General features: G+C 35.9%; 10 protein-coding genes. 1 reads left to right on the top strand and 9 read right to left on the bottom strand.

Annotation, left to right across the window (positions count from 1 at the left end):
• Positions 1-22: 22 nt before the first annotated feature.
• The 8 genes from D0S48_RS07000 to D0S48_RS07035 form a co-directional block, all read right to left on the bottom strand.
• Entirely contained in the window at positions 23-850 is an 828-nt protein-coding gene (locus tag D0S48_RS07000) for a YitT family protein (RefSeq protein ID WP_144538237.1), read from the bottom strand.
• A gap of 241 nt (positions 851-1,091) precedes the next feature.
• On the bottom strand, positions 1,092-2,555 hold the full coding sequence (locus D0S48_RS07005) for a methyl-accepting chemotaxis protein (RefSeq protein WP_151110842.1): 1,464 nt from the start codon (positions 2,553-2,555) through the stop codon (positions 1,092-1,094).
• A gap of 83 nt (positions 2,556-2,638) precedes the next feature.
• Positions 2,639-3,740, bottom strand: a protein-coding gene (gene prfB, locus D0S48_RS07010) for a peptide chain release factor 2 (protein WP_144538236.1) whose coding sequence is annotated in 2 segments (ribosomal slippage) — positions 2,639-3,667 and positions 3,669-3,740 — 1,101 coding nt in all. Because the reading frame shifts where the segments join, the coding sequence is not laid out codon by codon here.
• 28 nt (positions 3,741-3,768) lie between these two features.
• On the bottom strand, positions 3,769-6,279 hold the full coding sequence (gene secA, locus D0S48_RS07015; RefSeq protein WP_151110844.1) for a preprotein translocase subunit SecA: 2,511 nt from the start codon (positions 6,277-6,279) through the stop codon (positions 3,769-3,771).
• 165 nt (positions 6,280-6,444) lie between these two features.
• Positions 6,445-7,002: a ribosome hibernation-promoting factor, HPF/YfiA family gene (gene hpf, locus D0S48_RS07020; protein WP_144537649.1), complete on the bottom strand. Its 558-nt coding sequence runs from the start codon at positions 7,000-7,002 to the stop codon at positions 6,445-6,447.
• Positions 7,003-7,083: 81 nt separating this feature from the next.
• A complete protein-coding gene (locus D0S48_RS07025; protein ID WP_151110846.1) occupies positions 7,084-7,491 on the bottom strand; it encodes a PilZ domain-containing protein in 408 nt (135 codons plus the stop codon).
• Between the two features lie 300 nt (positions 7,492-7,791).
• On the bottom strand, positions 7,792-8,286 hold the full coding sequence (locus tag D0S48_RS07030; protein ID WP_144537645.1) for a C40 family peptidase: 495 nt from the start codon (positions 8,284-8,286) through the stop codon (positions 7,792-7,794).
• Between the two features lie 378 nt (positions 8,287-8,664).
• On the bottom strand, positions 8,665-10,350 hold the full coding sequence (locus tag D0S48_RS07035; protein ID WP_151110848.1) for a methyl-accepting chemotaxis protein: 1,686 nt from the start codon (positions 10,348-10,350) through the stop codon (positions 8,665-8,667).
• 153 nt (positions 10,351-10,503) lie between these two features.
• Here D0S48_RS07035 and D0S48_RS07040 point away from each other — a divergent pair, with 153 nt between their 5' ends.
• A complete protein-coding gene (locus tag D0S48_RS07040) occupies positions 10,504-11,295 on the top strand; it encodes an SDR family oxidoreductase (RefSeq protein WP_151110850.1) in 792 nt (263 codons plus the stop codon).
• Positions 11,296-11,469: 174 nt separating this feature from the next.
• Here D0S48_RS07040 and D0S48_RS07045 read toward each other — a convergent pair whose 3' ends face one another.
• Positions 11,470-12,315: a VOC family protein gene (locus D0S48_RS07045; protein WP_151110852.1), complete on the bottom strand. Its 846-nt coding sequence runs from the start codon at positions 12,313-12,315 to the stop codon at positions 11,470-11,472.
• Positions 12,316-12,912 lie beyond the last annotated feature (597 nt).

Below are 12,912 nucleotides of genomic sequence, written 5' to 3' on the forward strand. Positions count from 1 at the left end.
TTGCAATCTTATTATACCAAATTTAGTACCTTTTAAAACCTTCTCCTAATACCTCATAGGCATCAGAAACTATGACAAACGCAGTGGGGTCAATGATTTGGACTACTTGTTTCAGCTTTGTGAACTCTGTTTGATAGGCCACCACCATAAGGATAGATTTCTCTTCATTGGTATACCCGCCATAGGCAGGAAGCTTCGTCACCCCTCGATCAATCTCCTTATAAATAGCTTCCCTTATTTCATCCTGTTTATTCGTAATTATATAAATCATTTTAGATTGGCTAAATCCTAGCTGCACGATATCTATCGTTTTTGTAGTAACAAATAATCCAATCAACGCGTATAAAGCCTTTTCTATATCAAATACTACTGCTGCACTCAGTACAATTAAGCCATCGATAAGTAAAACACTTCTTCCTAATGAAAAACCTGTGTACTTGGTGATAATTTGAGCAGCTAGATCCGTTCCACCTGTGGAAGCACCGCCTCTGAAGACAATTCCTAATCCTAGCCCTACTGTGATTCCACCGAACAAAGCGCCTAACAATGGATTATATGTCCATGGTTCCCAGCTTGCTGTTAATAAGACAACAGCTGGTAACACTAAGGTTCCTACTAATGATTTGATACCAAACCTTGCTCCAAGAAATATTAAACCTGCTATAAATAATGGAATATTGAAAGCATATTGAACAAGTCCTGGCTCCCAGCCAAATACTCCTGTTAATATCGTACTTATTCCACTAACTCCACCGGAGGCTACTTGGTTCGGCAATAAAAATACGTTAAAGCCAAGAGCTATTATTGCTGCTCCTATTATGACGTAAAAATAATCTCTTGCTTGTACCATCCATGGAGCAATTTCTTTATGAACTCTATTATTTGTCGTTGTAGTCATCGTAATTCCTCTTTCATGTAAATACTTTTATTCAACCTGAAATAGTATAACAACAGAAGACATTTTTGTGAACTTCAGCAAGATGACGTATTAATAGATTGATTTAATTAGTATGTACAATATAGTTAAATAAAATCATGCATAAAAACTGCGTATCTAAAATTAATTAGATACGCAGTCTAAACATAATAGATTAGTTATTAATGGACTGTGCTTCCTTATAGGTTTCCTCAATATAATCGGAAATGGCTAGCTGATCCTCTGTAATATTTACTAGTGTCGCATTTAGTTCCTCCACAGTTGCCGTACTTTCCTCGATAATTGCAGCAAACTCAGTAGTGCTTATGTTAATTTCTTCACTGTTTTTTGCAATCGTATCAATCTCTTTTAAATAGATTGCCAACGACTGTTGAAGTGAGCTCATCGTTTCAAATAGATTTTTGAACGATTTGTTAGATTGTTCAGCTGTTTCTGACTGATTGTGAATTTGTGCTAAGCCTATTTCAAGCTTTTGCAGAGCTGCCTCATTAAACTTGTTGACATTGTTTAGATTATCATCTATTTTCTCTACCGTTTGATTGGTTACACCAGCTAGTTTTCGTATTTCTTCAGCTACTACTGCAAATCCCTTACCGTGTTCTCCAGCGCGTGCAGCTTCAATAGATGCATTTAATGCTAAAAGATTTGTTTGCTCTGTAATTTGACGAATGTCACTGGCAAACTGATTTGTTTCAGTAATTTTTTCAAAAAGATTTTGAAACGTTTGGTTTAATTCCTCGAAAAAGATTGTAAATTGATTAATGTCTTTCGTCATTTCCTCCATGACCAGTGACCCATCTGAAGCGTTTTTTCCTGCTACTTCTGCCTTCTGAACTATCGACTCTAAGTTAATAGCCATTTCTTTCACTGAGCTAGATGTAGCTTCTGTATTTTGGACAATATCAGCTACATTGTCAGCTTGACGTTGAGCCCCGCTACTGACTTCCCCTACTGCAATAAGCATTTCCTGTTGAGCTATATTAGCAGATTGTGTACTTTGACGAATTTGTTCTAAATTTGAAGTAATGATATGTACTGCATTTTCCAATTTATCTTTAAGAAGGCTGTCTTCTTTAGCTTTAAGAGCGGCTTCACCCATTAATCTTTCTACATTTGAGAACAAAGACTTACTTTGAGTAACCTGTAAATAGATACCCAATGCCATTATAAAATGTATAAAGAACACATTTACTGTTTGCCCATCAAATAAGTTTGGCTCATCCCTTATAACATTTATAGACATGGCAATAATTGATAAAACAAAACCATATACAAAAACGAAACGATCATTATGGATACTACTTAATATAAGTACGAAGAATGCTAAAATAATTGTCGCTATACTGATTACATTGAAATAAGCTGTACTACCTGCAGTAATTGCGGTAGCCAATATAATAATATAAGGAAACATTTTGGCAATATTCATCGATTTTCTAGCTAAATAGTAAAAAATAAAAGAAGCAACAAAGGGTATACCTATTGAAATAATAATTGCAGTTTTCGCTTGCATCATAACTTGCACTAATAGCCCTAATCCAGCTGCTAATGCATAAGCAATATAAAGTATGGTATTTTTTCTTAATAGATCTTTCTGCTTCAACTCATTAATGTTCATTTCCTTTTCTCCATTCCCATTATGAAATAACACATAAAAACTCCCATGTAATTGTATTATAACATGGGAGTTTTTACCGTCTATTAATTTATTTTGGAGCGTAAGTAAGCATGAATGAATGGGTCTATTTCACCATCTACAACCGCATGGACGTTTCCACTTTCCTCATTCGTACGGTGGTCTTTAACCATTGAGTATGGATGAAATACATAAGATCGAATTTGACTACCCCATCCGATTTCTTTTTGCTCTCCACGAATCTCAGCAAGCTGTGCTTCCTGTTCTTCAATTTTTAATTGGTATAGCTTAGATTTTAAAAGCTTCATTGCGTGTTCACGGTTTTTAATCTGTGAACGCTCCGTTTGACAAGTTACTACTGTGTTGGTCGGCAAGTGAGTAATTCGAACTGCTGAGTCAGTTGTATTGATATGCTGACCACCGGCACCTGTTGCACGGTACGTATCTATTTTTAAATCTTCTGTACGAATTTCAATTTCTATTTCATCATTAAACTCTGGCATAACCTCACACGAAACAAATGATGTATGACGGCGACCAGATGAATCGAAAGGAGATATACGGACAAGACGATGAACGCCTTTTTCTGCTTTTAAGTAACCGTAAGCATTATGACCCTTAATCAGTAAGGTAACGGATTTAATACCAGCCTCATCGCCAGGTAAGTAATCAATTGTCTCAACCTTAAAGCCGCGTTTATCTGCCCAACGCTGATACATACGTAGAAGGATGGAACCCCAGTCCTGTGATTCTGTTCCACCCGCACCAGGATGCAATTCTAAAATAGCATTGTGCTTATCATATTCTTCACTTAGTAATAATTGAAGTTCAAATTCTTCTAGAGCAGTAGTGAATTCTTTTAACTCTTTTCCAAGCTCTTCTTGTAATTCTTCATCTGGCTCTTCTTTCAATAATTCAAGAGTCATTTCCAGATTTTCTTGTGTAGATACAAGATTATAATATTGTTCAACAATTCCTTTTAAACCATTTAACTCATTAATAACCTTTTGAGCTCCTTGAGAATCATCCCAAAAATCCGGGAAAGTCATTAACTCCTCTAATTCCTGAATACGAACCTCTTTGTTTTCTAAGTCAAAGAGACCCCCTAAAGTCTTTTAACTTACCGGCTGTACGGTCTAATTCATTTCTTACAACTGAAATTTCTATCATTTTTTTGTTCCTCCGAATATCTCTATTATCTAACTGCACCATGACAGTTTTTAAACTTTTCTCCGCTACCACATGGACATGGCTCATTGCGACCTACATTGGCCTGCTTGCGAACTGGTTTTTTCTTAACAGGACCGCCTTCTTCTTTTGGATTCACAGCTTGCCCTTTAGCTACCTCTTCACGCTCCAGGTTGTTGCGAATTTCTGCTTTCATAGCATACTTCGCTACATCCTCTTGGATAGCCTCTACCATGGATTCGAACATGGCGAACCCTTCACTTTGGTATTCACGAAGTGGATCATTTTGTCCATATGCACGTAAGTGAATACCTTGACGAAGCTGATCCATCGCATCGATATGATCAATCCATTTAGAGTCAATTGAACGAAGTAAAACAACTTTTTCGAACTCGCGCATGCGCTCAGCAGTCATTTCCGCTTCTTTTGCATCATAGAAGCTAATTACTTCATCTTTAATTTTCTCAATAACTTCATCCTGAGAAATATTTTCTAACATTGCTTGAGTGATGACACCTTCTGGAAGCAGATTAGCTTGAACATAATCCTCTATTGCCTTGTAGTTCCACTCTGCTTTATTTTCTGCATTTGTATGAGCAGTAACTAAACGCTCAATAGCAGCAAAGATCATAGTCTCCACTAAAGCACGCATATTTTCTGTTTCCAATACTTCGTTACGTTCTTTGTATATAATTTCACGTTGCTGACGCAAAACATCATCATATTGTAACAGACGTTTACGAGAATCGAAGTTGTTACCCTCTACACGTTTTTGAGCAGATTCCACTGCACGGGATACCATTTTAGATTGGATAGGCTGTGAATCGTCCATTCCAAGCTTAGACATCATAGTGCGCATATTGTCTGAACCAAATCGACGCATCAATTCATCTTCCATAGAAAGATAGAATTGAGTCACACCAGGATCCCCTTGACGTCCAGAACGTCCTCGTAGCTGATTATCAATACGACGCGACTCATGACGCTCTGTACCAATTACTGCTAACCCACCAGCATCTAAAACTCCGTCTCCAAGCTTGATATCTGTACCACGCCCAGCCATGTTAGTGGCAATTGTTACAGAACCAAGATGTCCTGCAGTTGCGATAATTTCTGCTTCATGCTCATGGTTTTTTGCATTTAATACATTATGCTTGATACCATGCTTTGTTAACAGCTTTGAAATAATTTCAGAAGTCTCAATCGCAACAGTACCTATTAAAACTGGTTGTCCATTTTTATGACGTTCTGCTATATCAGCTGCAACCGCTTCGAATTTTCCATTCATGGATGCATAGATTAAATCTGGACGATCATCTCTAGCAATCGGTTTATTCGTTGGAATAGCAATAACATTCATATTATAAATATTACGGAATTCCTCTTCCTCTGTTTTAGCAGTACCTGTCATCCCTGACAGCTTGTCATACATACGGAAAAAGTTTTGGAAGGTAATCGTGGCCATTGTCATCGATTCATTTTGTACTTCTAAGCCTTCCTTAGCCTCAATCGCTTGATGCAATCCGTCACTATAACGACGGCCCTTCATTAGTCGTCCGGTGAAGGAGTCAACGATGACTACGTCACCATCTTGCACAACATAATCAACATCTAAATGCATGGAAACGTGTGCTTTTAGAGATTGGTTGATCGCATGATTCAATCGAACATGAGTTAAGTCGAATAAGTTCTCGATATGGAAAGCTTTTTCTACTTTTTCAACTCCTGTGTCAGTCAAAGTTACACCTTTAGTTGACTCTTCATACGTATAATCTTCTTCTTTATTCAAAGTGCGAACAAATGCGTTTGCTTGCTTGTAAAGTGCAGCAGCCTTGTTTGCTTGTCCGGAAATGATTAAAGGCGTTCTCGCTTCATCGATTAAGATGGAGTCAACCTCATCTATTACGGCATAGTGAAGCGGACGTTGTACTTTTTCTTCCTTGTACAACACCATATTATCTCTAAGATAATCAAATCCTAGCTCATTGTTTGTGGAATACGTAACATCAGCAGCATATGCTTCACGCTTTTCATCTTTAGAAAGAGAATTTAAATTTAGTCCAACAGATAGACCTAAGAAATTATATAGTTTACCCATTTCCACAGCATCACGGCTAGACAGGTATTCATTTACTGTTACTACGTGGACTCCTTGTCCTGTTAGGGCATTTAAATAAACAGACATAGTAGATGTTAGGGTTTTACCTTCCCCAGTTTTCATCTCTGCAATATTCCCCTCATGCAGTGCTGCTGCACCCATGATTTGCACTCGGAATGGATACAAACCTAGTACTCGTTTAGCTCCCTCACGCGCAACGGCAAATGCCTCTGGTAAAAGCAGATCTAAAGTCTCACCCTTAGAGAACCTTTCACGGAATTCCTCCGTTTTTGCGCTTAGTGCATCATCAGTAAGAGCTTCCATTTCACTAGCCAATGCTTCTACTTTATCAGCGATTTTTTCTAATCGTTTTAAATCACGTTTATTTAAATCGAACACTTTATTAAGAACATTAAGCATTTATATTCACTTCCCATTTAGTCTTACTCTCCATTTTACCATTCGTTACATACTCACGCAAATGAGGTGAGCCATAAATACAAAAACTCTTCTCCATGAAAAGAGAAGAGTTTTTGTCACTTTATGTCGATATGCTTAATTTAGTTGTAATTTTTATTGGTTTAATTAATTTGTTTCGATTAAACCGTATTTTCCGTCCTTACGTTTATAGACGATATGAGTACCATTTGAATCAGCATCAGTAAAGATAAAGAAGCTGTGACCAAGCATATTCATCTGTAATACTGCTTCTTCCTGATCCATTGGTTTTAAATCAAACTGTTTTGTACGGACGATATTGTACTCGTCTTCCTCTGAAAGAGAAACTGGAGCATCCGGTGGATCGATAGCAGCAAAATATGCTCCTACTCCCTCACGCTCACGGCTTTTACGATTTACTTTAGTTTTATATTTTCGAATTTGACGCTCTAATTTATCTACTATAAGATCAATAGCGGCATACATATCAGTATGACGTTCTTCCGCTCTTAAAGTTAAATTCTTCATCGGGATTGTTACTTCGACCTTAGTTTGTTTGTCATTGTACACTTTTAAGTTGACGTTTGCAGTCGCTTGAATTTCTTCGTTAAAGTAACGACCGACTTTTTCGACCTTACCTTCAACGTACTCACGAATTGCAGGAGTCACCTCAATGTTTTCTCCACGAATGTTAAAGTTTAGCATGTAAACTCCTCCTTTAATTTAACTCTATATAATATTTCAACATTTCCTTTTAAATATCCTTCTTTTCGTAAAATAAAATAATTATTTTTTGTCGAATCTTGACACATTTTTGGTTTTTAATTCCATTTCTTTTCGACTTCGTACTTTAAGGTCATTTACGATTTTTTGCTCGTTATTTTGATCTCCACTCAGTCGCACTCCGTATTCGAAGCCATTGACATTTTTCTTAGACCACACGAGCTCCCCAATCATGCTAAGTGGTGTCTCATCAATGATAAAATTCACTTCTATCACTTTTAATAGCTCAATTACAATAGAAAGCTCTGTAATTATCCTTAAGCCATTGGGACTTATATCTATGATTTGACACTTCCCTTTATTCGAGAATTCTGTAGGGCGGTCACCTCCCGTGTCCTTTATTAAACGAAATGTTGCCTCACAAGGTTCACCGAAAGTGTATCGAAAATATTCATTTCTCTTATACTGCATTGTAATTCCTCCCACACACACCAATATTAACCTATTTATATCCCTCCATTATGACTAACGGAAGAATAATTATCAAGAAATTAATGGTGTGCAAACTCCATTTTGTAGTTATAGAGTGGAAGTTATTATTAGCCTATATACCTCTCTTTAGTTATCTTAAAACCACCGCATAATTATTCAAACTACAAAAGTTTCAAAAGCACTTATGCTGTTTGTCATTCGCTGTAACGCCGTATTATTTATTTAGTAATAAAAAAATACCTTATCGCACTATACGATAAGGTATCCGGGTATATGTTTTTATTTATTTGCTGTCATTGTTACATCTGCGACTCTTTTTGCTCCAACAAAGCGTTTGCCCCAATAATAAGGATCACTTAACTTATCTACCTTCACGCCTTTAGAAGTCGATGAATGAATAAATTTTCCATCCCCAATGTATATTCCAACATGTGAAATGCCTTTACCAGATGTATTAAAGAAAACAAGATCTCCTGAAGCCAGGTTATCTTTTTCAACTTTAGAACCAGTTGCATACATACCTGCGGATGATCTTGGAAGATTAATGCCTAAATCATCAAATACGTAGCCTACAAAGCCTGAACAATCGAATCCAGCAGTTGTAGTTCCGCCTCCGCGATATTTAATACCTATTAAGTTTTTAGCGGTTGCTACTAATTCAGATGAATCTATTGAGCTAGAAGCTTCGGTGCTTGCTGCAAATGGAAGTGTGACTAAAAGCATGGATAAAATTATTATACCAATGACTTTTTGCGATATAGACTTCAAGTTCATGTAGTTCCTCCGACGTCATAAATTTTCTGAAAACTTAACTGAATTCATCTTATCACTTTTTAAACCTTTTTTATTTTACAGTTATGTAACAATTTCATTACAAAGGACGTCTAATGTAACAGAGCATTTTTCATTGGAATTATGGACAACCCTTGATATATATGGATTTATATAAAAAAACATCGACAAAAGTCGATGTTTTTCATTATAAATATTGTGAAATCTTTTTAAAATAGATATTGGGACAATTATCATAAATTAAGTTCAAAGAGCATATGAAAAATTTTTATCGCTAGAAGGTGCAATTTTAAAACATTTAACAAACTATTTACCTATATACTTTTAAGTCATATTTTAATCTCATATACATGATATTTTTTAAAGTTCGAAGCGAGTTGTAGATTGTTCTAAAATTTCTGCTTGATCGCTTAAATCACCAATTAGCTTCGATAAGGACTTAATATTTTTGACATTAAGGAAAAGCAATTGAACTGTTTCATCCATATAGCCTGAATTTATATCGATTGACTTTGCGAGTTCTATTATTCTATTTTCTGTTTCGTTTTTGTCATTCTCTATAGTCTGCATAGATAAAGCCATTTGATTATTTTGTTCGTTTGATTGATGGATATAATTAATGATGACCTCTAATTTTTCCTTTAATAAATGAAACACTAACTCACTGGAATTTGCTGTCGTAAGGCCTTCGGCAAATACTTTTTTCAGGTCATTTCCTTGCTCGGTTATATAGATGGAAGTTTCGCGAATAATTGCTGCGGTTTCCGAGACATCATCTGCTAGTTTCTTTACCTCCTCTGCTACCACGCTGAACCCCTTGCCATGTTCCCCAGCTCTCGCAGCTTCAATCCCAGCATTTAATGCTAATAAATTTGTTTGCTTAGAAATAGATTGAACCTTTGAGGTTAATTTTACTATTTCTTCTGTTTTCTTCTGTAGTAATTTTCTTTCTTGGTCAGCTGACTTAAATAAAGATCTAAGAATCCCAACCTCCGAAATTGCATTATTTAAAGCGATTGCACTTGCATCTGCAATACTTACAGCACTTTTAGCTTGTAATTTTACTTCATTGGCATGATCCACTACCATTGTTAAGGTCTCTGAGAATCTTTCTAGGAAAGATTTTATATCTAATGACATATTTCTTTGCTCGTTCATATTAACGCTTGCCTCTTCGATTGCCTCCTGTACGCTGTTAACTCCAGCAACGGATTGGTAAGAATTCTCTTTTAATAAAACGCTATCTTCACTTAGCTTGTTAGATGTAGCTTTTATAATAGTAACCATCTCCTTGAGGTTATCCTTCATATCGTTCATAGCACTCGAAACCTCTCCTAATTCATCCTGACTAAGTATAGGAATTGGAGCTATTTTTAGTTTTCCTTTAGAAATTTCTTTAGCAGAATAGGCAACTATTGATAATTGCTCTTTAATTTGCTTGTTAGTCAAAAGTAGCAAGCCAATTGAACAGACTCCTGATATAAGAAACGAACCAATCATCCATTGGATTGTTTGTAATTGGCTTTCATTCATTTCTTCTATAATTGTTTCTCTATTATTCGACTCTTTCTCTCTTTGATCATTTAGGAGAGATGTAAGTTCATTGTATTGAGTATGTATAGCATTCAGTTGCCTTCGTTTGGCAACATTTTCTTTATTTAGTACAGATGTTCTAAGATTGGTTTCATAGATAGTTTGGATACCTTGGATCGTACTTAACACCTTTTCCTTCTCTGCTTGAGTAAATCTGTTTTTTTCATTTAAAAGTAACTCCAGGTTCTTTTTATATGTTTGATAATCAGTTTCATACTGTTCAATTGGATCTCCTGTAAAGTGAGTAATGGCAATATACATTCCTGCATTTTCATTCATCATCCTGTCTACATATTCCACATTCTTAGAAGATAATTCTAGCTCATTTGTAAGATTGTAGTTTTTTGTCACTTGGTATATTAACAATATTGTCATGACTCCAAACAAGAGAAAAGAACTAAAAAAAGCAACGTTATACTTCATTCTAATTGGCATTTTAGACCACTTCAACATAGGTATTCAGCCCCCCTAAATGAAAATATAGCATATAATTTTCTAAAACAGTTTTGATTTACGTATTCTTAATATTACCTTTACACTGACAAAACAGAATATTAAATGTAAAATTATTATTAACATATATTTACGGAAAGGCAGTGATCAATAATGGATTTAGGACTTCAAAATAAACGCGTGATTGTGACTGCATCAAGTAAAGGTTTAGGAAAGGCAACAGCTTTACAGTTTGCTAAAGAAGGAGCTAGGGTGCTTATCTCTAGTAGAAATGAAGAAGAATTAAAAACAACATTAGAGGAAATCAAACAAAATAGCGGTAATGCTGAAATTTTTTATACCGTCTGTGACGTTACGAAGGAAGAAGATATTGTTCAATTGTTCAAAGAAGCAAAGACAAAGCTTGGTGGCGTAGATATTCTTGTCAATAATGCAGGAGGCCCGACACCCGGAGGATTTGGCCAAGTAACCGATCAGGACTGGGCAAATGCTTTTGAAAAAAATTTGCTTAGCTATATACGCACTATTCGACAAGCCCTTCCATACATGCAAGCGCAAAAATTCGGCAGAATAGTAAACATTTCGTCATCTTCTACAAAAGAGGTCTTAGATGGTTTAATTTTGTCGAACACTTTCCGTTTAGGTATGGTTGGTTTGTCGAAAAGCATAGCGAGAGAATATGGGAATGATAATATTCTGATTAATACAGTGGGGCCTGGTCGGATTCAAACAGATCGCGTAACAGAGCTAGATGAAATTGCTGCTAAAAAGCGAGATATCACAATAGAAGAAGTTCGTGATGGATTCAAACAAGTGATTCCGATGGGCAGATATGGGGAGCCAGCAGAATTTGCCAAAGTGATTACGTTTTTATGCTCCGAAGCAAATACTTATATGACTGGTCAAAGTTTAGTTATCGATGGCGGAATGTTAAAGGCTCTATAAATGAGGGAGAAGACGTGCATAACTTTGAAAAATTTTATATGTTGAGATAACCTCTATTTACTTAAAGAGGTTGGAGCGTTTTATCCATAAACGTTGAATTAGTGAAGCTGTCTTATATAGAAGGAAATGAAATAATACGCAAAATGCCCCCTAGAATTTAGGAGGCATTTTTATTTATTTAACAATCATTTTTATTTTATTTTCAGAAGGGTCCTTTGTATAAAAAATATCGTTTTCTTCAAGAACAGAAATATTTTTTGTTCTTAAATTAGTAATCGCAGAGTCTCTTTCTTGTATAGAAGGATAGATAATATTGAATGCTTCTAATCCGGTCATTTCTTCTGTAGCAGGTTTGGCCCCTGCACCAGCCCAAGTATTCAATCCAATATGGTGATGGTATTTTCCAGTGGACATAAATAGTGCACCTGGATAAGGTGTAACAACTTCAAAGCCCATTAGCTCATAGAACTCTTTGGCTTTCTCGATATCCACCACCTGCAAGTGAATATGTCCCATTACTGTTCCACTAGGCAATCCTTTCCACTCTGTTCCTGCTCCAGCTGCTAAAATATCTTGAGCATTAATTGCCAATGTATCCATTGCAACAAACTCATTATCCCATTTCCATCCAGAATCAGGACGATCGCTATAAATCTCTATTCCGTTACCATCTGGGTCATTTAAATAGAGTGCCTCACTCACTAAGTGGTCTCCTGCACCAATGCGAATTCCGTTTTCTGCAAAGAATCTTAAAACAGCCCCCAAATCTTCACGACTAGGTAATAGTAATGCAAAATGATAAAGACCTGTCGTTTTAGGTAGCTTTGGCTCTACATTGTCAGGCTGTTCAATTGATAACAACACCGTTTGTCCATCAGCCGTTAGCCATATCTTGTTTGCTTGTTTATCTAATACTCTAAACCCGATTACTTCTTCATAAAATTTAAGTGATTGCTCTAAATCTGATACCTTTAACTCAACTAGCTCTACGTAAGTCCATGGTTTTTGATGAAATTTCATAGTTATTGGCTCCTCTAATTAACTTACTTTTCGTAAGTAATTATATTTTAATTACCTAAGAAAGTCAACTCTCTTTCATTGTAGACAAACACGGGAATTATATTACCTGTTTTTAGAACTATTGGCGCAATGGGGATAACTTTTGTTACAAGATGAACCTAGACCAAAAACTGCATTTGATGCGATCGGATGTCTATACTAAATCCTCTTTTCTAGATTAAATAGCCATTAATTGCATTGGGAATTGCCGTTATTGCAAAATAAATCTGCTCCAAAGTCCATTTTTGATGCGAACGGTTATAAATTTTTCTATGCGGTCATAAGCTATTTTTCTAGTTAAAATGTCGATGCTAAATCCTATTTTCTAATTAAATAACCACTAAATGCATATAGAATTGCCGTTATTGCAAAATAAACTTGCTCCAAAGTCTATTTTTGATGCGAACGGTTATAAATTTTTCTATGCGGTCATAAAAAATTCTATCCGGTCATAAATCTCTCTTGAACGGTCATAAATATTTTTATCCGGTCATAAATGTGCTCTATCCGGTCATAACGCTATTTTTCTGCTTAAAATGTCTATGCTAAATCCTCTTT

It is taken from the genome of Psychrobacillus sp. AK 1817 (assembly GCF_008807035.1).
GTDB classification, from domain to species: domain Bacteria; phylum Bacillota; class Bacilli; order Bacillales_A; family Planococcaceae; genus Psychrobacillus; species Psychrobacillus faecigallinarum.